This is a genomic window from Pedobacter antarcticus (assembly GCF_900112985.1).
Lineage (GTDB): Bacteria > Bacteroidota > Bacteroidia > Sphingobacteriales > Sphingobacteriaceae > Pedobacter > Pedobacter antarcticus.
The window spans coordinates 102,231-127,159 of sequence record NZ_FONS01000007.1; the positions used below are offsets into that span (position 1 = coordinate 102,231).

A 24,929-nucleotide genomic window follows, 5' to 3' on the forward strand; every position below is an offset into this window, starting at 1 on the left:
CCCTTTCGGGATATTCTTACTGATACATTAGCCATCAAAACAACCAAATATAAACTGTAGATGTGCTATGCGTAAAATTAGGGTAAACTCCGTAATCTTTATCTGTGCTGTATGCTTATATACTCATGTAAGCGGACAAGAAAGTAAAAACTTCGTAAGAACTGGAACCGGTGTAGAAATTGACATCAGGAATTCTTATTCAGGTATCAAAAAGATCCGTCTTGAACCTGTCAATGATCAAATTATTCATGTAACCCAAATCAGTGGGCCGGTGTTTAACACCAAGCCTAGTCTGATGGCCGTATGGAAAAAAAATACCGGCCAAAAATTCACCGTGAAAGAGGAAAACGGTCAGGTTCGCCTGGCTACCGGAGCTGTAAATGTTAATGTGTCATTAGAGAATGGATTAATTTCTTTTCATGACGATGCAGGTAAATTGTTACTCGAACAAAACCAGCAGATGGGGGCGGCAATGGTGCCTAAGGTATTTAACGGTGAATCCTCTTATCAGATAACCCAGCTTTTTAATGCTGCTGATCAGGAAGCCTATTACGGTTTAGGACAGCATCAGCAAAGTATGATGAACTACCGCGGCCGTCGGGTAGACCTTATTCAGTATAATACAGATATCGCGGTGCCGTTTGTCGTTAGTAACAAAGGGTACGGCCTTCTTTGGGACAATTATTCAATTACCCGTGCTGGAGATATAAGAGATTATGAACCGCTTAGCGCATTGAGATTATTTTCGGGTAAACAAGACGGCTGGATTACTGCAACCTATACTTCGCGTAAAAACCCGGAAAAGGTATTATTAACTGAACCAGTCTCTGAAATATCTATGAACTGGCTAACAGACCAGCATAAATGGCCAAAGGAAATCATTATGGCCGACGCAGTCGTTACCTATGAAGGTTTACTCGAAAGTGATCTCGAAGGGCTTTATCAGCTTCAGCTAAAATATGCGGGGTATATCAAAGTGTGGTTTGACGATAAGCTGGTGGCAGATTATTGGCGCCAGGCCTGGAATTCAGGTTCGTCAACTATCGATCTTCCTCTGGAGAAAAATAAAAAGGTAAAGTTTAAAATGGAGTGGATACCCGACGGTGGTGAATCCTATCTGGGACTAACCTGTTTGCCTCCTGTTCCGGAAAATCTGAAGAATACTTTTGGCCTGCAATCTGAATCAGGGAATGCAGTTGATTATTACTTTATTCAGGGGAATAATGCAGACCAGGTAATTAGCGGGTATCGACAGGTTACGGGTAAGGCCGTATTAATGCCGAAATGGGCAATGGGATTTTGGCAGAGCCGCGAACGCTATAAAACACAACAGGATATACAACAGACAGTTAAGGAATTTAGAGACCGGAAAATTCCGCTGGATAATATTGTGCTTGACTGGTCCTACTGGAAAGAACCGGAATGGGGAAGCCAGGAATTTGATCCCGCCAGATTTAAAGCGCCAGAGCAAATGATTAAAGATCTGCATGCACAACATGTAAATCTGATGATCTCTGTATGGCCAAAATTTAACAGTGGCCATGATACCTATGCGCAAATGGATTCACAAAATTTCCTGTACCGCAGAAATATTGCTGACGGTAGAAAAGACTGGATCGGCAAGGGATATGGTAATACTTTTTATGATGCATTTAATCCTGAAGCCAGGACAGCCTTTTGGAATTTGATGAATAAACGGCTGTACAGCAAGGGTATTGATGCCTGGTGGATGGACGCGACAGAACCGGATATGCATTCTAATCTACCAGTGGAAATCCGTAAGGATTTAATGAACCCTACTTATGCGGGCTCTTCAACTACTTATTTTAATGCATTTCCTTTAGTGAATGCCAAAGGTGTTTATGAGGGGCAGAGAGCGGTGAATCCTAATGACAGGGTTTTTATTCTGACACGATCTGCCTATGCTGGTCTACAGCGCTATGCTGCTGCCGCCTGGAGTGGTGATATCGCCTCCAGATGGGAGGATATGAAAGCCCAGATCAGCGCGGGTGTTAATTTCTCTCTTTCCGGAATGCCTTACTGGACAATGGATATTGGTGGTTTCTCTGTTGAAAAACGCTATGAACAGCCGAATACAGCAGATCAGGAGGAATGGCGTGAATTGAACACCCGCTGGTTCCAGTTCGGTGCATTTGTTCCATTGTTCCGTTCGCATGGGCAATATCCATTTCGTGAGATTTATAATATAGCACCAGAAGGTCATCCGGCTTACCGGAGTATGTTGTATTACAATAAACTCCGGTATAGGTTAATGCCATATATCTATTCACTTGCCGGGCAAAGTTACCATCAGGATTATACCATAATGCGTGGACTGATGATGGATTTTCCAAATGATATGAAAGCGGCCAACCTGAATGATGCATTTATGTTTGGTCCATCGGTACTGGTGAGTCCTGTACTGGAATATAAAGCCACTAAAAGAAAGGTATATCTACCTTCAGGACAGGGTTGGTATGATTTCTATACTGGACAATTTTTAAAAGGAGGTCAGGATATTCAGGCAGACGCACCTTATGAACGGATGCCATTGTATATTAAAGAGGGATCTATTTTACCAACTGGTCCGGACCTGCAATATACAGCCGAGAAAAAAGCAGATCCACTCACTATCCTGGTATACACGGGTAAAGATGCTGTGTTTTCTTTATATGAGGATGAGGGTACTAATTATAACTACGAAAAAGGAGCTTTCTCACAAATCGACTTCAGCTACCAGGAATCTACAGGTAAACTAACGGTTGCAGACCGGAAAGGAGAATTCCCTGGCATGATGAAGAGCCGCACATTTAAGGTAGTTTTCGTTTCTCCAGGAATGAATGTGGCTGCTGATCAGCAGGACCATAAATCTGCTCAGACGCTTAAATATACCGGCAAAAAAGCAATACTATCCAAAAACCAAATTAAATAAACCATATATGAACTTAAATTTTACCCTTACAAATGGACGGGTTCCGGACAAGTTGTATTTACTGCTGCTGCCACTGTTGATTTTATTGGTCTGTACGACCGGTGCGGTCGCACAGCAAAGGCAGGTTACCGGAAAGGTAACAGGAAGCGGTGACGGACAGCCAATTCCCGGCGCCGTTGTCAAAGTCAAAGGAACCGCTTCTGGAACAGGAACGGATAGTTCCGGAAGTTTTTCCCTAAGCGCAAAGACGGGAGATATACTTCAGATCAGCTCAATTGGCTATGCGCAAAAAGAATTGCAGGTGCCCGCCAGCGGATCTGTTAGTATTAAATTGACTGAAGAAAATCAAGACTTGAATGAGGTTGTTGTTGTCGGATACGGTGTGCAGCAGAAAAAGCTGGTAACTGGTGCCACTGTTCAAGTTAAGGGAGAGACACTGCAACGGCAGAGTACTACCAATGCGCTGCAAGGTTTACAGGGACAAACGCCCGGTGTCCAGATTGCATCGACTTCCGGCCAGCCGGGAGATGGTATGAAAGTAACGATACGGGGTTTAGGGACTATCGGTAATTCAGGCCCCCTGTATGTGGTAGATGGTGTGCTGACAGGTGATATCACCTATCTGAACGCTGCAGATATCGAATCTATAGACGTCTTAAAGGATGCTGCATCCGCCGCAATTTATGGTTCCCAGGCTGCAAACGGTGTGGTACTGGTTACTACCCGTCAGGGAAAACGCGGACAGTCTGGCCAAATTACTTTCGATGCGTATGCAGGGATCCAGAACGTTGCTAAAAAAGCACAGCTATTGAATGCAAGTCAGTATGCTGCCATTATGAATGAGTCTGCTATTAATATGGGTAATCAACCTGTTTTTACCAATGCGGAGATTGCTGCATTCGGTGAGGGAACTAACTGGATGAATGAAATGTTTAGTGATAATGCATTAACGCAAAACTATGCATTTGGTGCATCCGGAGCTTCTGAAGCTTCTGTATACTCGACTGGCCTGTCTTACACAGGGCAGGAAGGGATAGTTGGTGGCAAATCATTGTCTGATTATCAAAGAATCAATTTCAGAATCAATTCTGAACATAATTTCTATAAAGACATAATTAAAATCGGACAGCATCTAACTTATAGTGATATTAAAAGTAAAGGGATCGGTGTTGGTAACCAGTACAATAATTCGCTGCGTGGTGCCTTTAATACAAGTCCTTTTGTTCCTATGTATGATGAAAATGGTAATTTTTATGATAACAGTAAATCTACCTGGAATACTGGTGAAGCGAATCCATATGCGCTAATGGCATTAACGAATCAGAATGTGACTAACAGCCAGCGTTTACTGGGAGATATCTATATGGTAGTCGAACCGATTAAAAATCTGAAATTCAGAACAAGTCTTGGGCTGGATTACAGCAATTCAGATAACCGCTCTTTCACACCAATCTATATTTTGTCAGCCTATGCCAACACTTCTGTAACTAAGGCAACCCAATCGATGAATAAAGGCAAATCTTTAATCTGGGATAATTTGCTGAGTTATAAGTTCGATCTTAAAAAAGATCATCATTTCGAAGCAATGCTGGGAACTTCTACCTACCGTGCGGATGGTTCTACTTTGTTTGGCACGAATACTAACCTGATTTTTGAAGATCTTGATCATGCCTGGTTAAGTAACGCGACTAATAAGCAAGTAGCCGGTATTTCGATTGGCGGTGCACCGTATGATGCAGATCGCAGGCTGTCGTATTTTGGCAGGTTAAATTATAGCTATAAGGACAAATATTTGCTGAACGCAACTTTCCGGGCTGATGGTTCTTCCCGTTTTTCTTCACAGAATCGCTGGGGTTATTTCCCGTCGGTCTCTGCAGGATGGGTGGTAACCAGCGAGTCGTTCATGGCTGGCACACAAGATTGGCTGGACTTCCTGAAAATCAGAGCCAGTTGGGGACAGGTAGGTAACCAGAGCATCGCTGCATTCCAGTATCTTGCTCCGATCTCTTTAGCCAATACTAACTATACGTTTGGAAATGAAGAAGGGGTACTCACGCCAGGGGCATATCCGAGCCGACTGAGTAATGCCGCATTAAAATGGGAGACTTCAGAACAAACCAACTTTGGCTTTGATGCGAACTTTTTGAAGGGCAAATTTACCGTCAATTTTGACTGGTATAAAAAATCGACCAAAGACTGGTTAATCTCTGCACCTATCTTGGCCACTGCCGGTGCTGATGCGCCTTTTATAAACGGGGGTAATGTAACTAATTCGGGTATCGAGTTAGCTCTTGCTTATAAAAACAGAATAGGTGAATTTAATTATGCTGTGGGTGTTAACGGCGCATATAATAAAAACAAGGTGGGTAATATTCCGACTGCAGATGGTATCGTTCATGGTGCTATTAACCAGTTGTTTGATAATTCTCAGGAGTTTTACAGGGCCCAGAGTGGTTTTCCAATCGGTTATTTCTGGGGTCTGAAAACTGCCGGAATCTTCCAGACCGAAAACGAAGTTAATGCTTACCGTAATACAGATGGTAAATTAATTCAACCGGCTGCCGCACCAGGTGACGTGAGATATGTAGATGTGAACGGTGATGGTGTGATTGATAATCTTGACCGGACGCAAATTGGTAACCCAAATCCGGATTATACTTTTGGTATTACCCTTTCGGGTGATTATAAAGGTTTCGATTTCTCTATCGTAGCATCGGGTGTTGCCGGGAATGAAATTGTTCAGTCGTACCGTAATCAGGCAAATCCATTAGGTAACTACACCACAAGAATTCTGGATAGATGGCATGGTGAAGGATCTTCTAATACGATGCCCCGCGTGACTTCTGATAATAGAAACTGGACTAATTTTTCTGATTTATATATCCAGAAAGGTGATTATCTGCGGATTAGTAACGTAACTGTAGGTTATGATTTTGGGAAGGTATTCAAAAAGAGTTACCTGAAACAGGTGCGTATTTATGCAGCTGCACTTAATCTATACACATTTACTAAGTATGATGGTATGGACCCTGAAATTGGTTACGGCACAGAGGGTTTTGCTTCTGGTATTGATCTGGGATACTACCCAAGACCAAGAACGTTTATGTTGGGTGCTAATCTGAGATTTTAATCTAAAAATAAAAATTATAAGCTGATGAAAACGAAAGCTATAAAAATATATACATTGACAATCTTCCTGTTTGCGATGGGAAGTTGCAAAAAAGGTTTTCTGGATACCGAACCAATTACAACGGTAACGGATGAAAATTTTTATAAAACACCTAAAGATGCTTTTGCAGCACTGGTTGGATGTTATGATGGTCTTCAAGTAGTGTGGTCGGAAGGTGTTGCACTGCCCGTGGCAGCTGAGGTGATGTCCGATAATACGTTTGGTGGAACCGGGAATTCTGATGGTCTGGGTTATCAGATGATTGATGAATTTGACAAATCCAGATCACCTTCTGATCAGAACTTATATGAGCGGAACTGGATCTTATATTATAAAGCACTTTACCGCTGTAATGTCCTGCTTAGCAAAATGGATCAGATTGCCTGGGGGAGTGATCCGCAATTGCGTAAAACGTACGAATCTGAAACGCGTTTTTTACGCGCCTACCTGTTATTTGATATGGTTAGATTATGGGGGAATATTCCGCTGCTGACTGTGCCTACTGCAGAAAATGTTCCGCAGGCATCGCCGGATGAAGTTTACCAGGTAATTGCTTCAGACTTGAAATTTGCAGCGGAAAATATGCAAAGTATCCCTTACGCTGCTCAAGCGGTGAAAGATCATGGTCGTGTAACTAAATATGCTGCAGAGGCATTGCTAGGTAGGGTTTTCTTGTTTTATACTGGTTATTATAACAAACCTGATCTGGTTGGGCAAGTGAATAAATCTCAGGCTTTGAGTTATCTGGAGGATGTAATTACTGCGGGGGGATATGGCCTGGTAGAAGATTTTGCCCATTTGTGGCCTGCTGCATCTGTAGCAGATTTCGCAGGAGAGGGTAATAAAGAAACAATATTCAGTATCAGATATACCTATACAAGCGATTACAATGGAAATACCGATGGGAACCACTGGATGATTATGACTGGTATCCGTGAGCAGGCAATTTATCCCTATGGTAATGGTTGGGGTGCGGAAACAGTAAATCCTAAATTATGGAATAGTTATGCCGCGGCCGATACCCGTAAAGTTGCGTCGATAATCTCCATTGTTGATGAGAAATTGAATTTTACGAATCAGGCGGGGCAAAGGGAATATACCGGCTATTATGCGAAAAAATATAGTCCTATGATTGGGGAAGACGGCAAACCATTACCGGAATCTTTCGGTAATAATTTGTTTCAGATCGGTCAGTTTCAGGATTATGTATCTATCCGCTATGCAGATGTATTGTTAATGGCAGCTGAATTAGGCAGCCCGAACGCACAAACCTATTTTAATACAGTCAGACAGAGAGCTTTGCAGGGTGGATTTACACCTTTAGTAATATCTCCTGAAAATATTGTCAGGGAACGTCGTCTGGAATTCGCCTTTGAAGGTATTCGCTACTATGATTTACTCAGACTGGGCGTTAGCCGTGCGGCACAGGAAATTGCAGAAACGACAACAGTACTGAATGGTGGAAAGTCTGCACAGAAATCTATTAATGCAGGTAATATCATCCTTACTCAGGGCTTACAGCAGATTCCATATACACAGATTACGCTGTCTAACGGAACACTTAAACAAAATAATGGCTGGTAATTATAACCTTATTCTAATGAAATTATATAGAAAATTAGCGGGGCTTTTAATGCTTCCACTGCTGTTTGCAGCTTGTAAGAAAGATGAGCACAGCATCGGCCGGGTGCTCGATAAGTCAGAAATCAGATATTCAGTTGACCAGGATCTTAAAGCAGATGACGGTGGTAATACTGTAATTCTGAAAAATATGACACCTGGAACAATTTCCATGTGGGATTACGGTACCGGTACCTCAACGAGAATGACTGATACGGTTAAATTCGCTTTCGCGGGTGACTACGTAATTAAATTTTCGGCTGTATCTGGTGGTTCGGTAGTTCAGATGGATTCGATAGTGGTCAAAGTAACCAAAGACAATTTTAATTATGTTAATGATCCTTTATGGACTGCTTTAACAGGTGGTGTAGGGCACGAAAAGGAGTGGGTTCTGGACACTGATGGTAAATTTTTTGGTGGCCCTTTATACTATTACGGTGTAAATAATGGCTGGTTAAAAAGCGGTGGTGAATGGGATGGTGGTGCTACCGGTTGTTATGGTGGTGATTGCTGGACCTGGGCTGTAGGCACGGCCGATGTCTATCCGAATCATATGTCAAGGGGAGATTATGGCTCAATGACCTTCAGTTTGAAAAATACAGCAAGCTTCAAAGCAGTTAAGCCTATGGAAGGTGGTGTCACGCAGAATGGTACCTATGCTTTGAACGTGAACAGTAAAATGCTGACCATTAATAACGCATCTATCCTGCGCGGATATAAAAATGAGAAAAATGGTTTGAAAGGTATTTCAAACTGGACCAATTATACCATTCTTTCTCTGGATGAAAATAGTATGCAGCTAGGCGTTATCCGTGATGCAGATGTAGATGGAGAAGGGAAAGCAATGCTGGTATATAATTTCGTGACTAAGTCTTTTATCGACAGTTATGTGCCGCCTGAAACGGGACCAGATCAGGGTTTTGACCCCACTTTTAAAGCTGGTGAACTATTGAAAATGCTGACTGGAAATTCTTCCGGAAGGATTTGGAAATTGGATGCTGCCGGTAACCCTATTGACTGGATTGCCAAGGGTAAGGGCTGGACTAAATCTCATGCCGATTCAAGAGATTGGGGCTGGAATGACTCCTGGGATGCAGTAGCGAATAATTCCTGGATTTTGTTCAATAATATTGGTGGACAACAGTATACCAGAAATCAGAATGGCGCCATTACCACCGGTACTTTTACGGTTAATGAACAGACAAATGAAGTGACATTAAAGGGTAATACGCTGGTGCAGAATCCAGATAATTGGATGAGCCCGGCATCTCCAACGTTTAAAGTTGTCAAAGCATTTCCAGGGGCTGTAGAAACTAAGGGTATCTGGTTTGGAACTTCTTACGATGCAGCGAAAGATGAATGGTTCGCTTTCCATTATGTTTTATAATTAAAATGAATGTTTGTGTTTAATGACCAGGGGCTTGCCCCTGGTCATTAGCAATAAAAGGCTATAGTGAAAATATATTTTAGCATATTACTCCTTTTTGTATTGAGTACATTCAGTATGAATTTGGCGGGACAGGATAACAGTCGTACAATCGAAAATTTTAATGCGGACTGGAAGTTTTTTAAAGGTGATGTACCTTCTGCGTCAAATATCGGTTTTAAAGATTCAGACTGGAGAAAACTGGATTTACCTCATGACTCGAGTATTGAAGGCAACTTTAGTAATTCGCATCCTGCCACCGTCGGAGGTGGGGCACTCCCTGGAGGAACAGGGTGGTACAGGAAGACTTTTAAAATACCACGGTCGGCTGTTAACCGTCTGGTTTCCATTTTATTCGATGGTGTTTACCGGAATAGTGAAGTCTGGATAAACGGACATTATTTAGGTAAGAGGCCAAATGGTTATATTTCTTTTGAATATGATCTCACTCCTTATCTAAAGTTGGGTAGTGAGAATTGCATCGCGGTTCGCGTTGACAATAGTCAGCAACCTAATGCCCGTTGGTATACAGGATCTGGAATTTATCGGGATGTTAAATTGCTAATCACTAATCCGCTGCATATTGTGAATTCAGGGACATTCGTCTCCACTCCTGTAGTAGATAAAGGTCTGGCTAAAATCAGAATGGAAGCAGTTATCGCAAACAATTTGAAAAGCAGGAAGATAAATCTAAGGCATCAGATTATTGACGCTGAGGGCAGGGTTATGCTAGAAAAGATTTCCCCGCTAACTGTCACTGGTAAGCGTACCAATTCTGTTGTAAATATGGAACTGCCAAACCCCAGACTCTGGTCTGATATCGATCCTTATTTATATAAAATAAGAACCAGCCTGATAGAAAAAGGGAAAATTGTGGACGATTATGAAACGCCGCTAGGTATACGTAGTTTCAGTTTTGAGGCAAAAAATGGTTTCATTCTAAATGGTAAAAATATAAAAATCAAAGGTGTTTGTAATCACCACGATCTGGGCGCACTAGGTACTGCTTTTAACCTGCGTGCCGCAGAACGCCAGCTGGAGATTTTAAAAGCTATGGGTTGCAATGGATTGCGGACTGCTCATAACCCGCCTGCAGCAGCGCTGCTTGACCTTTGCGACAGGATGGGCTTTATTGTAATGAACGAATCTTTCGACATGTGGGAGAAAAAGAAATCAGATTTTGATTACCATCTTGATTTCGGACAATGGCATAAGAAAGATCTGGAGGATCAGGTGCTGCGTGACCGTAATCATCCTTCTGTATTTATTTGGAGCGTCGGAAATGAGATTCAGGAGCAATGGGGTACAGGTGCTGATACATTAGGAAGGGTATGGGCCAGAAAACTGGTGAAAATAGTAAAAGACCTCGACCCTACCAGACCGGTAACTACTGCAAATAACGATGTAAACAGTTACAATAATCTGATCAGTTCCGGAGCAATGGATTTGATTGGCTATAATTATAATCATAAATCATGGGATGATTTTACAAATGCCCATCCCGGTCAGAAGCTCATTGCAACCGAAACGACTTCTGCCTTACAGACCAGGGGACATTATGATGCACCTGCAGATAGTATGCGCATCTGGCCGACCGCCTGGGATAAACCTTTACTAACCGGAAATGCAGATTTTAGCTGCTCCGCCTACGATAATTGCTACACGCCCTGGGGTTCTTCACATGAAGAAACACTAAAGGCTTTTTACCGTAATCCTGCAGTTTCGGGAATGTATGTCTGGACTGGTTTCGATTATTTAGGAGAGCCAACCCCTTATACATGGCCGGCAAGAAGTTCGTATTTCGGAATAATCGACCTTGCAGGTTTTCCGAAAGATGTTTATTATTTGTACCAAAGTGTATGGACCGATTTACCGGTATTACATTTATTGCCACACTGGAACTGGTCTTCGGGAAAAGAAGTGGATGTTATAGCCTATTACAGTCAGGCAGACGAAGTGGAACTTTATCTGAATGGTGTCTCCAAAGGAGTACGCAGAAAGGATGGAGAAGAACTCAAAGTTTCCTGGAAGGTTTTATATCAACCAGGAACTCTAAAAGTGGTATCGCGTAAGAATGGGAAGATCATTCTGGAAAGAAATGTATCTACTGCGGGGCCGGCGGCGAAACTTGAGCTAATTGCCGATAGAGGGGTATTAGATGCGAATGGCGAAGATTTGTCGTTTGTGACGATTCGTGTTCTGGATTCTCAGGGAAATCTGGTTCCTGATGCAGCACAAGCTATACGGATATCGGTAGAGGGCGCAGGCAGGCTCGTGGCTACAGATAACGGTAGTCCTGTTAGTCATGAGTCTTTTCAGTCTGATATCCGTAAGGCTTTTAACGGACTTGCGATGGCAATTGTCCGAACTTACCAGGTCCAGGGGGAGATTGTAATTCAGGCTTTTAGTGAAGGTCTTGGCTCTGCAGAGATCAGGTTACAGTCTAAGTAAATGATCACTACAGGAAGTTTAAATGTGCTGCAATTTGCGTGAAATCAAACTTTTGAAAATCTGGTTTGTTAATTCACACAGGTTGTTTTAAGCATCCTGTTAACAGCGTTAAAGATGGAAATGCAAGGAGATCAAACAGGATTGCAGCTATTTTATAACAAATGTCTGCAAGACCTTAAATACGGAGAAAAGAGAGTGGTACAGTGTGCCACTGCATTATCTATGGCTGCCTATACGGAGCCTTTACAACGGCAATTGCTTTTTCAGGCAGCAGCAGCTGAAAAGCACGCGGTACGTTTAGAGCTGATATTTGATATTTTGCAGATGCCCGAGGCTGAGGGAAAGTGCCAGGTAATCGAAATATTGACAGAGAAGGCAGGGGAGCTTGTAAAAAGTATGGAGACGGGGACCGCATTAAGGGATGCGGCTATTATATATGCTACACAGTTAATTTCACACTATAAAATAGCCAGCTATTCCAATATGATAGGATTGCTTCAGGAAAGTATGCCAAAACAGGTTCTTGATCTGCTGAAGTTTAATCTTGACGAGGAGCAGGAATTTGACCGTGTTATTTCTACCCTTGCCAGTGAAGTGATTCATCCGGCAGCTAATCGTGAATCTCGCGGGATTTAAAATATCAATATCGTCTGATCAGTTTCATTAGCGTTATCCAGGAAATTCGGGTAATTATAGTTTCGTCTGAATTTATTTGTAAATTGTGTCATTAATTAAGTGATACCGACCTCATAAAGCTTTGCACAACCTATGCTGATAAGCTTTTGTAAACCCGGTATGCTATAAAAAAATCCTGGTGTAACCTTTATCCAGGTTACATCTAACAAAAAAAATTAAGCTAATGAAAACAAAATTATCCCTGGGTGTTCCGGTTTTAGCCGGGTCCCTATTGTTGTTTGCCGGATTTCAGGCTATAAAAACTGAGGATCCCCCAAAGTCTGGTATTATCGTGTCCAATATGGATAAACAAGTCCGGCCTGGTAATAACTTCATGAACTATGTTAATGGAACATGGATTAAAAACACTGAAATTCCTGCCGATAAACCTGCTTACAGCGTCGGAGCCATGGTGAGTGATAAGGCGCAGGAAGATGTAAAAGCTATTATTGAAAAAGCAGCATCCGGAAAATTTGCGCCAGGTTCTGAAGAACAGAAAATCGGTGATCTATACGGTTCTTACATGAATACGGCGGCTAGGGATGCTATCGGCGTTAAACCACTGGCGGCTGATTTGAAAAAAATAAACGATCTTAAAAATTACGATGAACTTGCTTCATATTTCGCCTATGCAAGTAAAATTGGTAATATGGTTCCCTTTAGTGTTGGTGTATCGGAGGATTTCAAAGATCCTTCCAATTATATGTTACTAACCTGGCAGGGTGGACTGGGATTACCGGAACGAGAATACTACTTTAAAACAGACGAGAAGTCAAAGGAGATCCGTACCAAATATGTGATCCATATTGAAAAAATGCTGACTCTTGCGGGAATTTCCGGAGGAAAAGTTAAAGCGAGTGAAATTATGGCTTTGGAGACTTTACTGGCTTCCAAGCAAATGAAAAAAGAAGAGACCAGAAATATTGCCGGCCTTTACAACAAATATGGTGTCAGCCAATTAAAAACTCTTATGCCCGACTTCAACTGGACAGCCTTGCTGACAGAAGCTGGTATTAAGAAACCTGACAGTCTTGTTATTGCGCAGGTACAGTACACTAAAGACCTGAATGCAATTATTAAAGAGACACCTATCAGTACCTGGAAAACTTACTTGCAATGGAGTCTCGTTAACGGCGCTGCATCTGCTCTGAATACAGCCCTGGATGTTGAAAATTTTAATTTTAACGGAACGATTTTAAATGGGGTACCGCAACAACGTCCGCAATGGCGCAGGGCCGTTGGTGTAGTCAATGGGTCCTTAGGTGAAATGGTAGGTAAACTTTATGTGGAGCAACACTTCTCACCTGCGGCCAAAGCAAGAATGCTGGAACTGGTAGGCAATTTATTAAAAGCCTACGAACAAAGTATCAAGGGTTTGGATTGGATGAGTGAAACGACAAAACAGGAAGCGCTTAAAAAAATAAGCAAGTTCACACCTAAGATCGGATACCCTGATAAATGGAGAGATTACAGTACCTTAAAGATTGTTAAGGACGATTTATATGGGAATTTGACAAGATCTACTGCATTTGAATATAACAGGATGATTGCTAAATTAGGGAAGCCTGTTGACCGCTCCGAATGGGGGATGACTCCACAAACTGTAAATGCTTATTACAACCCGCCACTGAACGAGATTGTATTTCCGGCAGCAATCCTGCAGCCTCCGTTTTTTGATATGAATGCCGATGACGCCGTGAATTATGGTGGTATTGGTGCAGTAATCGGACATGAGATCGGTCATGGTTTTGATGACCAGGGAAGTACTTTTGATGGAGATGGTGTAATGCGTAACTGGTGGACGAAATCGGATTTGGATGAATTCAAAAAGAGAACAAACTCATTAGTTGCACAATACAATGGTTTTGAAGTCATGAAAGATCTGCATGTAAATGGAGAATTCACACTTGGAGAAAACATCGGTGATCTGGGTGGCTTAACTATCGCTTTGAAAGCATATCATGCTAGCCTTGATGGAAAAAAAGCTCCTGTACTTGATGGTTTTACTGGTGATCAGCGTGTGTTTTTAGGCTGGGGACAAGTATGGTTAAATAAATCCAGAGCTGAAGCTCTTCGTAATCAGGTTGGCACCGATCCACACTCGCCGGCTAGGTTCCGTGTAAATGGTGTGGTAAGAAATATACCTGAGTTTTATACGGCTTTCGATGTGAAACCTGGTGATTCTTTATATCTGGCTCCAGATAAAAGAGTGAAAATCTGGTAAAATTCAGATTATTGAACATAAAAAATCCCGCTTTCGGATAATTCCGGAAGCGGGATTTTTTATGTTCAATAAAATTAGTTTTTTATAAACTCCGTGTTTGCTGTCAATTCTACTTCATCGCTTAAAACTGCACCTGGATACTTTGTTCCAAAGTTGAAGTCAGATCTTTTGATAGTACCGGTAACTTTAAATCCAGCAACCGATTTTTTAGTATTAGCATTTGTGTTTACACCTCTCAGCGTAGCGTCTAATTCAACCGGCTTAGATACACCATGGAAAGTTAAAAGGCCATTTACTTTAAATTTATTGGCAGATACTTTTTTAACTGAGGTACTTTTGAAAGTTAATTTTGGGTATTTCTCAGCATCAAAAAAGTCTGCATTTAATAAATGAGCATCTCTTTTTTCATTGTCTGTGCTTACTGACTTCACATCTGCGCTCAGGTTAACCACTGCGTCGCTAAAATCGTCTTTAGAAGCGGTAACTGTCGACTCAAAGTTTTTAAAAGATCCTTCAACGTCGGAAATAAGCATGTGCGTAACACTAAATCCAACTTTTGAATGTGATTTGTCTGCAGTCCATGTATTTAACGCAATTGGCGTAAATGCAAATAATGAAGCAGAAGCGGCTAACAGAAGTACAAATATTTTTTTCATAAAATTTAAATAATTTATAAATCAAAGGTGTTACAAAAATTCCAACGTTGTATTGATTTATGATAAGAAATATGAGCAGATACTAAAATTTTACAATTCTATACGGATTAGCTGCTGATAATATTTAGAGAATTGAAATAATGTCATCAGTTTATTTCAATTTAAAATCTTAGTTCATAGAACGTTATAATATTTATAATTCATTGTTTGTAATTAATCTAAATAACCTATATACTTGTAGTGTTATTTAATCTTATTCTAAATAGTGAATATATGAGACTTGCTTTACTGTGCTGTGCATTAATTTTTTGTACTGAAATCTCCGTCGCACAAACCGTGAAACGAGTAGAAAAAATTCAACAGGATAGCACCCGGGCAACCTTAAATGAAGTTGTCGTTACCGGCGAGTACCAACAGCAGTCTTTAAAAAATTCAGTTTACAGAACACGTATTATCGATTCCGAAAGAATCAGACTCAGAGCTGCAACCAATATACAGCAGGTACTTAACACAGAACTTGGGTTTCGTTTTTCTAATGATATGACTTTGGGAACAAGTGACGTCCAATTAATGGGAATGTCTGGACGTAATGTGAAAATACTACTCGACGGAGTGCCTATGATAGACCGGAACGATTCCAGAGAAAGTCTTAATCAAATTGATATAAATACAATTGAACGTATCGAAATTGTAGAGGGGCCTTTATCGGTTTCTTACGGGAGTGACGCTCTTGCCGGAGTAATTAATATCATCACTAAGGGGCCTGGAAAGGAAAATTGGAATTTGAATGCACGCGTTCAGGAGGAGACTGCCGGATCGGAATATAAACCTTTTGGTGATCAGGGAGTGCATTTGCAACATCTGGGGGGCGGGTGGCAGCAAAATCGCTGGAGCGTTATGGCTGGTTTAAGTCATCAGGATTTTACTGGTTTTAATCTGGCGCCAGCCACTGCTACTGCTGAAGAAGTCGCATCTGTTATCAACCGGTGGAAACCCAAAGAGCAATGGTTAGCCAACACCCGGATCGGCTACCGCAGCGCGAAAGCCAATGTCTGGTACAGAGCGGATTATGTAAATGAGGTTATCGACAGTAAAGGGGCGCTCAACCCAAATACTTACAAATCAATTAATCAGAAATATGTTACTGACAGATGGACACACCAGGTTCAGGGCGATTTCAGATTACAGGATAATTTGAATCTGAATGGTATGGTTGCTTATTCTAACCTTAAAAGGGCAACGCAAACTTCTATACACGATTTCACGGACGGCTCAGATGTTACTTCGACCGGACAAGCAGAACAGGATGTTTCTAAATTTAATACAGTAACTGCCAGGACAACATTAGTTTATAAACTATCTCCAGGTTTATCTTTTCAACCGGGCATGGAGTTCAATAGGGATGCAGCTGATGGTGCAAGAATTAAAGGTAGTCCGGTTATTAATGATTACTCCCTGTTTCTTTCTTCGGAATGGAAGGCAATCGACTGGCTAATGTTAAGACCAGGGCTGCGGTTCACTAAAAACTCTGTTTATGACGCGCCTCCTGTCATTCCTTCCCTGAATGTAAAAATTAAATTGAATCCGTTATATGATTTCAGAATTGGTTATGCGAGTGGATTCCGCGCGCCTGCTTTGCGCGAATTATATTATGATTTTATTGATGCCAGCCATACAATCATTGGAAATGAGAATCTTAAAGCTGAACAATCCAATAGTTTTAACGCTTCTCTAACCCGCAGTAATGACGATAATGCAGCTGTCCGCACCCGAATCGTCCTCACAGGTTTTTACAATTATTTCCGTAATAGAATAGATTATGGTCTTTCCGCTGAGGATCCGACTGTAACTACCTTGATTAATATAGATAGATTTAAAACAACTGGTGGTACAATGGAAGGCACCGCGATCTGGAAAGATTTTCAAGCCAGTCTGGGCTTCTCCATGATCGGAACTTATAATAAATATGCTGCCGATGCCGATGCCTATGGCGAATCGCCCCAGTTTGTCTGGTCTCCTGAAGTGAATACCAATCTGACTTATACTTTTCCCAAGTGGGATGCTACGGTAAATTTCTCCGGCAAATTCACAGGAACTAGAAGGATATATGTACTGGCGACTGCTGGTGCGGTAGAGCAGGCGCAACTAACTAAGACCGGTTCATTTACACTGGCGGATCTGATGTTCACCAAAAAGATTTTTAATGGTTTGAATCTGAATGCAGGGGTTAAAAATTTATTTGATGTTACTTCTCTGAGTAACACAGGAACTGACACAGGCGCTGCACATAGCACCGGAGCCGGGCCTGTTCCTTATCAGTATGGGAGATCTTATGTTGTTGGGCTGAACTTCAATATTTCGAAATAATAAATTATAAATATTCAATACACAAATTATGAACAAGTTTACTCCATTTTTAGCGCTTTTCTGCGCAGTTGCTGTGTTTAGTTCCTGCAAAAAGGATAGTGATCCTATTATTATTGTACCACCCTCATCCGGAAGTACTTTAACATTGAATGGTCTTATTGGTGAAGAGGATGGCACCGGTGCTGGAAATAGTGTCTTTGTTGATTTCAGTAAAGACAAACAAGTTTCCGTAGCGCGTACTTCCTGGGATCTTGGTTTTTATTCGGGCACTGAATTCCGGGTGATTCTTAACCATACTGTTGGTTCAACAGCTATAGCGCTCGACAAAACCGATCTTAATACGGTTACCGCCGCTGATACCATTGCTCTAGCAAGTGTTAATACATTGGCTCTGGGTCAAGGTGACGGTGGATTTTCTACCATTGATCCTGTGAGTGGTGGTGCTGCTGCTTATTTAGGGGGTACTGTTATTAAAGAGGTATCTGCAGCTGAAGTCAGTAACAAAGTGTACATCGTAAACCGCGGAACGGCTGGTGTAACTGAAAAACGAGGCTGGGAGAAAATCCGTGTAATTCGTAATGGCAATGGATATACGCTGCAATATGCGAAAATTAATGAAACTACTTTTAAGACATTGAATATCGTGAAGGATCCTGTTTTCAACTTTAAGTTTGCTTCGTTTACTGCTGGTGCTGTAGAAGTGGAGCCTGCAAAAGCTGACTGGGATATTCAATGGACGCTGTCTACTTATATGGCAAGTGCCACTGTTCCATATACTTTCTCAGATTTTGTATTAATCAATTTCGTTAGTGGCGTTACAGCTGCTGAGGTCATATTCTCGGGAACAGAAGCAAATAGCAAAGTCAACTATGCTGATTTCAAAGAGACTGATCTTAATGGTATTGCATTTAACGGTAACCGTGATGCAATTGCTGGCAAATGGCGGGTGACATCGGGAAATCCTGTAGGTGTTAAGACAGATCGCTTCTATTTGGTTAAGGATGGAGCGGGTAATGTATATAAATTGAAATTCGTCAGTTTCCATGCGAAAGATACCGGGGTACGTGGTAAACCGGTTATTACTTATGAACTGATAAAAAAAGCATAAAACTTGGTTAGTTTTTGGTGAAAAGCAGGCTTTCAATAAGATTGAAAGCCGCTTTTTTTCTACAAAATTCAATCTTCCGCCTGAAAATTAACGTGCTCTTAATTGTTAACCTGAATAAAATCAATCCAATGATAAAATCCTATATACTGGCAGCATTCGTTTTAGTTTCTGCCCTGACTTCCTGCCAGAATAATGCAAAAGATGAAAATGGTACCGACCACCAGCTTGATAGTTTGAAAATAGTGTCTTTAAACGGCCCTGTTACTGAAGTGCTTGCTGCGATTGGGTTAGAGAAGAATATTGTTGGTACAGATATTACCAGTAATTACCCGGAAAGTATTAAGGCCAAACCTAAATTAGGGCATAGTAAAAGTATAAATGCCGAAGGTGTGATGGCACTGAGGCCGGATCTTATTGTCGGTTTATCGAAAGAAATTACACCGGCTCTCGCTGAACAGTTTAAAACCGCGGGTGTGAGGTTATTGTTAGTTGATCAGGAATATAGTGCTGAAGGTACTAAAAAACTGATTCGTACACTTGCAGATAGTCTTCATCGTGAGAAAGCAGGTGACTCTGTTATCCGTCAGCTGGAAACCGATCTTGCTGTTAAACCTGCTGCAGCTCAGTCTAAGCCTAAAGTTTTATTTATATATGCCAGAGGTGCGGGGACAATGATGGTTGGTGGTACAGGTACGCAGGTGGCCAGTATGATCGAACTGGCAGGCGGTCAGAATGCTGTGACCGAATTTGCGGATTATAAACCGCTCACTGCCGAAGCTTTAGTAAAAGCTAATCCGGATGTAATTTTATTATTCGAATCTGGATTGCAAAGTCTGGGTGGTGCTGAGGGGATGGCAAAAGTTCAGGGCATCAAAGAAACCAATGCCGGCAAAAATAAAAAAATTGTCAGTATGGATGGTGAACTGTTAAGTAGTTTTGGTCCAAGGTTAGGTGTGGCTATTAAGGAATTAGCAGCGAAAATACATGATTAAATCAAGGGCTGTTGTCTTATCATCGCTCTGCTTACTGCTCATTGTTGTACTGATTGTTTCGTGTTGTGTAGGAGCAGTGAGCATTTCGGCAGCTGAGTTTTTTTCTTTAGTGGGGCATAAGACAGGTCTTTCTGCAGAAAAACTGTATTCCGACCAGCAGGCTGCGGTTTTATTACATATTCGTTTGCCGAGGGTCGCTTTAGGTGCACTGGTAGGTGCAGCTCTGGGTGTTTCGGGTGCCGCTATTCAAGGTTTGTTTCGTAATCCGCTTGCAGAACCAGGTTTAATTGGGATCTCTTCAGGTGCTACTTTGTTCACCGTGCTGATGATTGTCCTGGGGGCTGGTTTTTTTAAAGTGATAAGCGGCGCACTGGGTTTTTATGCCTTGTCTATCTCTGCATTTGCAGGGGCCTGCTTTACTACGATATTGGTTTACCGTTTAGCTGTTAATAATGGTAAAACTGTAATTACAACTTTATTGCTATGTGGAATTGGGATCAATGCACTTGCGGGCGCATTAACTGGTTTGTTAACTTATATGGCCACTGATGAGCAGCTCAGAACCATTACGTTTTGGAGTTTGGGTAGTTTAGGCGGTGCATCCTGGGAAACTGTAGTCTTAATTGCCCCGTTTGTTTTTATTCCTGTTTTTATACTACCGTTCTTCTCTAAGTCTTTAAATGCCCTGGCTTTAGGTGAGGCGCAGGCAATACATATGGGGATAAACGTGGTTAAGCTGAAACGGATAATTATGCTTCTGGCAACTATCGCGGTAGGCGCATCTGTCTCTGTGGCGGGGATGATTGGTTTTATCGGACTTGTAGTGCCTCACGTACTGCGAATTTCTTTCACATCAGATCACCGTCTGGTTATTCCTGGAGCTGCTATCGCAGGTGCTGCATTGTTGACCATGGCAGATCTTGTGGCGCGGACGATTGTTATGCCTGCTGAGTTACCGATAGGAATATTAACTGCTTTAATTGGTACCCCCGTATTTTTATATATGGTTATATCTGAACGTAATAAAAATAAACAATTATGATTACCATAACCGGATTGAGTTTTAGAATTGGCAACAAATTGCTGGTGGATGATCTGAATTTTTCGATTGCAAAAGGAGAAATGTTGGCGATTCTTGGTGCAAATGGTGCCGGAAAGAGTACTTTCCTGAAAATGTTGAGCGGTGAATTAAAGCCGTCAGTTGGCACCATCAGAATTCGGGGTAAACTTTTGGACGATTATAGTCTCCAGGAACTCGCCAGACAAAGGGCGATTCTCGTACAACAACACACGCTTTCTATCTCTTTTCTGGTTCATGAGCTGGTTATGATGGGGCGATATCCACATTTTGGAAATCAGCCTCTTGAGAATGACAAGGTTATTGTGCGTCAGGTTATGGAGGACACTGGTATTTTACATCTGGCCAACCGCGATTATCAGACTTTATCCGGAGGGGAACAACAAAGGGTTCATTTATCAAGAATTCTGGCTCAAATTTATGATTGTCCGGAAGCCTGTCTTTTTCTGGATGAGCCGACAAATGGTCTTGATTTGCTTTATCAGCAGCAGGTTATGGAATTAGCCCGGGGTTTATCAGACAAGGGTTATACAGTGATCTGTATTTTACATGATATTAATTTTGCTTCTACATTTGCAGATCAGATTCTTCTGCTCAAGCAGGGGCGGATGGTGGCAATGGGCAGACCCGAGGAAGTTATAAACTTCGAAAATTTAAAAGAAACTTTTGGGGTATCAGTACGGCTGGTCCCTATGGATGGATATAAATGTCCGCTGGTTGTACCTGCGGCAGTAAAAATTTAAAAGAACGAATATGAATCAAATGACGACATTAAAAAGCCAGTGGGAGGCTTTAAAAAAAGAGGATGAAAAATTAAGAATTCGTGACGCAGCTAAAAAATTAGAGGTTACGGAGGCCGAATTAATTGCAACAACAATCGGTGAGTCTGCAATCCGTCTAAAGCCGGATTTTAAAGATATTCTTGTCGATGTTGAATCGCTAGGTAAAGTTATGGCGTTAACACGTAATGATTATTGTGTGCATGAACGTAAAGGTATCTACCATGGTGCAAGTTTTTCGGGACCGATGGGTCTGCTTGTGAATCCTGATATTGATCTGAGAATATTCTTATCTCAATGGGCTTCTGCTTTCGCAGTGTCAGAAAATGGTCGAAAAAGTCTTCAGTTCTTTGGTAAGGATGGAGATGCAGTTCATAAAATTTATGTGACAGCTGACAGTGATGCAGAAGCTTATGAAAGACTGGTTGCGAAATTTACAGATGGGAATGAACAGGAATTTGTTGTTCAGCCGAAGAAGACTGCTGCTGATGAGCAGCCTGATGACGAGATTGATCAAAAAGGGTTTGCTGAAAAATGGCTTGCTCTAAAGGATACGCATGAGTTTCATGGTTTGCTTCGTGAGTTTGGTGTTTCCAGAACACAAGGGCTTAGACTGGCTCCTGCAGGTTATGCATCACGTATTACAGTAGAGTCAATCGGTAAGATCTTAGAGGAGGCCTCGGCTACGGACCTGGAAATTATGGTGTTTACAGGCAGTAAGGGGTGTATTCAGATCCATACAGGACCAGTTAAAAAAATAGTGAGAACGGGACCATGGTTAAATGTTCTTGATCCTGACTTTAATATGCACCTGAGAGAAGATGCTATTGATAAAGTTTGGTTAGTTAGAAAACCTACAGAAGATGGTGTGGTAACCAGTATTGAAGTCTTTGATCAATATGGAGAAATCATAGTTCAATTTTTCGGTAAACGTAAACCAGGAATTCCTGAAAATGAAAAATGGCGTCTGCTAAGCACTGAGAATGCTGTCTTAACTGCCTAGAATTTAATGTAAAATTTTGTGCTATCATTTATTAAAAGCTGTACTGCCCTGGTACAGCTTTTTTCGTATACACGGAATAAATCCAGTTGTTATCCTGTCTTTTTTTATAAATTTATACGAATCTTGAGCTTATGCTTAATAAAGAATAATTTATGGAGAAGCAGATGAATTGGTCTGAACAGGAAAAAAAGAATTCAGCATTAGAGGCCGTAAAACAAATAAAGGATCATCAGATTATCGGTCTTGGTACAGGTTCTACTGCCTTTTATGCTATTCAGGCGGTTGGAGAGCTCGTTAAGTCTGGGATGAGCTTGCAAGCTGTTGCCACTTCAGTGCACACAGAAAATATGGCAGCTGAGCTGGGGATAAAACTTTTAAAACCTGAAGAGGTTAAAGAAATAGATCTGACCATAGATGGTGCAGATGAATTCGATTCTGCGCTTAACTTGATTAAAGGTGGCGGCGGGGCTTTATTCAGAGAAAAAATCGTGGCTTCCTTAAGTAAAAAGGAAATTATTATTGCAGACTCCTCTAAAATGGTGGAGAGGTTAGGAAAGTTTAAAATACCTGTCGAAGTGGTGCCATTTGGTCTATCTTATGTTACACAGCAGTTAAAGAAGGCTGGCGCAATCTGTTATTTAAGAGAGCGTAACGATAAGGTGTTTTTGACTGATAATCAAAATTATATTATTGATGCAGATTTTGGACTGCTTGATGATCCTGCTGCGCTTGCGGAGAAATTAAATCAGATTGAAGGAGTTGTTGCGCATGGTTTATTTATTCATTTAGCCACCCAGGTAATTATGGGTAAAGGCGATCATGTTGTTATATATGATGGAAATTAATTTTAGCCCGTTTCCGGTCCTTAAGTCGGGAAGACTTACTTTAAGAGAAATTACTTCTGCTGATGTCGATGCTGTTTTTGCACTTCGGTCTGATCCCGATACCATGCGTTATATCCCAAGGCCACTGGCTAAAAATACTGAAGATGCACTAACGCTAATCGGAACTTTTGAGGAGATGCTCATTAAAAAAGAATGTATTAACTGGGCCATTACCCTTAGTGATAATGAAAAATTATTAGTCGGAATGATTTGTCTGATCAGAATCCAGCCTGAAAATTTCCGGACTGAAGTTGGTTATATTCTCCATCCTGATTTCCGCGGGAAGGGGATCATGCTTGAAGCTGTAAACCGGATTGTTAAATATGCGTTCGCAGATCTTAAGTTTCATACATTGGAAGCAGTTATTGATCCACGTAATATTGCCTCTCAAAAAGTTCTGGATGCCGCAGGTTTTATTAGGGAGGGGTTATTCAAAGATAAGGTTTACTATAATGGCCAATTCCTGGATTCTGCAGTCTACTCCATGTTGAACGCAGATGAGTCCTGACCTTTTTATGTATTATCTTTTTTATAAAATTGGTATGTTTGTATCATAATAATGAGGTATGGTTAATCTGGAATGGTATAGGACTTTCAAAGCAATTTATGAGACAGGGACACTCACAGGAGCTGCAGAAACGTTGTTTATTTCCCAGCCGGGGGTAAGTTTGCATCTGAGTTCTTTGGAGAATTACACCGGTTATAAGCTTTTTGACCGGACATCCCGTAGGATGGTTCCCACTGAAAAAGGTAAAGTGCTTTATAATTATGTGCTGGAGGCAATTTTGAAGCTGGAGACGGCCGAACAGCACTTTCACCGTAACAGTACAAAAGAAAAGCCGACGCTTAGTCTGGGGATGTGTTTCGAGACTTTTCAGCTAATATTGGAACCACATTTATCTAAACTTCCGTTTAATGTAATTGTTAAATTTGGAGATTATCAGCAAATGATCAATGAACTGGATAACGGGATTCTGGATTTGATTATCACGCCGCACAAAGACTTATCGAAAAATCTTACTTATCATGGTTTTGGTACGGAACGGATTGTGCTCATTGCAGGTGCTGCGACGGATACGACCGATTTTGAGCGGTGGATGCAACAGAATGACAGGTCTGGGATGCAGGCTTGGTTAAAGCAGCAACTTTGGTTTGGGACTGCAGGGGATATGGAACACCTGCTGAAATTCTGGTTTAAGAACTTTAATTCAAGGATTGACTTTAAACCTAATTTTATTGTTCCAAATATGAGATCTATTATCAGGTGTCTAAGTGGTGAAAGAGGACTGGCTGTTATTCCTGATTTTCTTTGCAGGGACGAAGTGAATTCTGGTAAAGTGAAAATACTCTGGGAAGGTTTTCTTCCAATGGAAAACACATTGCACTTTGCATCTAGAAAAAAAACTATTTACTCGGATGAAATTGAAACGATTAAAAAGGTCTTTATTCAGGACATTTCTCCGGTCCGCCCGCTACCTGTTTCTTCCTGAGGTCTCACGGATTCTTAAGCTGATTTAATTTTCTTTACCTGAATACAGCTTAAAAAATTACCTTTGTATTTGCTG

General features: G+C 41.4%; 17 protein-coding genes. 16 read left to right on the plus strand and 1 reads right to left on the minus strand.

Features of this window, described 5'->3' with window-relative positions:
• Positions 1-67 precede the first annotated feature (67 nt).
• The 7 genes from BM192_RS14940 to BM192_RS14970 all read left to right on the plus strand — a co-directional run bounded on the left by BM192_RS14940 (position 68) and on the right by BM192_RS14970 (position 14,497).
• On the plus strand, positions 68-2,932 hold the full coding sequence (locus BM192_RS14940; protein ID WP_139218454.1) for a glycoside hydrolase family 31 protein: 2,865 nt from the start codon (positions 68-70) through the stop codon (positions 2,930-2,932).
• A gap of 7 nt (positions 2,933-2,939) precedes the next feature.
• The gene (locus BM192_RS14945) at positions 2,940-6,062 is read left to right on the plus strand and encodes a SusC/RagA family TonB-linked outer membrane protein (protein WP_037438005.1); all 3,123 of its coding nucleotides are present in this window, start codon (positions 2,940-2,942) and stop codon (positions 6,060-6,062) included.
• A gap of 24 nt (positions 6,063-6,086) precedes the next feature.
• A complete protein-coding gene (locus tag BM192_RS14950; RefSeq protein WP_037437962.1) occupies positions 6,087-7,685 on the plus strand; it encodes a RagB/SusD family nutrient uptake outer membrane protein in 1,599 nt (532 codons plus the stop codon).
• Positions 7,686-7,701: 16 nt separating this feature from the next.
• Entirely contained in the window at positions 7,702-9,108 is a 1,407-nt protein-coding gene (locus BM192_RS14955; protein WP_037438004.1) for a hypothetical protein, read from the plus strand.
• Positions 9,109-9,174: 66 nt separating this feature from the next.
• Positions 9,175-11,598, plus strand: coding sequence for a glycoside hydrolase family 2 TIM barrel-domain containing protein (locus BM192_RS14960; RefSeq protein WP_234797569.1), 2,424 nt, complete (start codon positions 9,175-9,177; stop codon positions 11,596-11,598).
• Positions 11,599-11,712: 114 nt separating this feature from the next.
• Complete coding sequence (locus BM192_RS14965) at positions 11,713-12,234, plus strand: DUF892 family protein (protein WP_037437959.1); 522 nt, start codon at positions 11,713-11,715, stop codon at positions 12,232-12,234.
• A gap of 223 nt (positions 12,235-12,457) precedes the next feature.
• Positions 12,458-14,497 carry a M13 family metallopeptidase gene (locus BM192_RS14970; protein ID WP_074964040.1) on the plus strand — a complete coding sequence of 680 codons (2,040 nt, stop codon included), beginning with the start codon at positions 12,458-12,460 and terminating at the stop codon, positions 14,495-14,497.
• Between the two features lie 74 nt (positions 14,498-14,571).
• On the opposite strand, the gene BM192_RS14975 is transcribed toward BM192_RS14970, so the two are convergent.
• On the minus strand, positions 14,572-15,153 hold the full coding sequence (locus BM192_RS14975; RefSeq protein WP_037437958.1) for a YceI family protein: 582 nt from the start codon (positions 15,151-15,153) through the stop codon (positions 14,572-14,574).
• 273 nt (positions 15,154-15,426) lie between these two features.
• Between BM192_RS14975 and BM192_RS14980 the strand changes: the two genes are divergently transcribed.
• The 9 genes from BM192_RS14980 to BM192_RS15020 all read left to right on the plus strand — a co-directional run bounded on the left by BM192_RS14980 (position 15,427) and on the right by BM192_RS15020 (position 24,854).
• On the plus strand, positions 15,427-17,520 hold the full coding sequence (locus BM192_RS14980; protein ID WP_037439545.1) for a TonB-dependent receptor plug domain-containing protein: 2,094 nt from the start codon (positions 15,427-15,429) through the stop codon (positions 17,518-17,520).
• A 28-nt stretch (positions 17,521-17,548) separates the two neighbouring features.
• A complete protein-coding gene (locus BM192_RS14985; RefSeq protein WP_051759762.1) occupies positions 17,549-18,628 on the plus strand; it encodes an HmuY family protein in 1,080 nt (359 codons plus the stop codon).
• Between the two features lie 128 nt (positions 18,629-18,756).
• The gene (locus BM192_RS14990; protein WP_037439562.1) at positions 18,757-19,620 is read left to right on the plus strand and encodes a heme/hemin ABC transporter substrate-binding protein; all 864 of its coding nucleotides are present in this window, start codon (positions 18,757-18,759) and stop codon (positions 19,618-19,620) included.
• Positions 19,613-20,662: a FecCD family ABC transporter permease gene (locus tag BM192_RS14995; RefSeq protein WP_037439543.1), complete on the plus strand. Its 1,050-nt coding sequence runs from the start codon at positions 19,613-19,615 to the stop codon at positions 20,660-20,662. The genes BM192_RS14990 and BM192_RS14995 overlap by 8 nt, the downstream gene beginning before the upstream one ends.
• Positions 20,659-21,441, plus strand: a complete 783-nt coding sequence (locus BM192_RS15000) for a heme ABC transporter ATP-binding protein (RefSeq protein WP_037439541.1) — start codon at positions 20,659-20,661, stop codon at positions 21,439-21,441. The genes BM192_RS14995 and BM192_RS15000 overlap by 4 nt, the downstream gene beginning before the upstream one ends.
• Positions 21,442-21,451: 10 nt before the next feature.
• A complete protein-coding gene (locus tag BM192_RS15005) occupies positions 21,452-22,480 on the plus strand; it encodes a hemin-degrading factor (RefSeq protein ID WP_037439539.1) in 1,029 nt (342 codons plus the stop codon).
• 152 nt (positions 22,481-22,632) lie between these two features.
• A complete protein-coding gene (rpiA, locus tag BM192_RS15010; protein ID WP_234797570.1) occupies positions 22,633-23,325 on the plus strand; it encodes a ribose-5-phosphate isomerase RpiA in 693 nt (230 codons plus the stop codon).
• Entirely contained in the window at positions 23,312-23,872 is a 561-nt protein-coding gene (locus BM192_RS15015) for a GNAT family N-acetyltransferase (RefSeq protein WP_074588506.1), read from the plus strand. The genes rpiA and BM192_RS15015 overlap by 14 nt, the downstream gene beginning before the upstream one ends.
• Before the next feature lie 58 nt (positions 23,873-23,930).
• A complete protein-coding gene (locus tag BM192_RS15020; RefSeq protein ID WP_037439537.1) occupies positions 23,931-24,854 on the plus strand; it encodes a LysR family transcriptional regulator in 924 nt (307 codons plus the stop codon).
• Positions 24,855-24,929 lie beyond the last annotated feature (75 nt).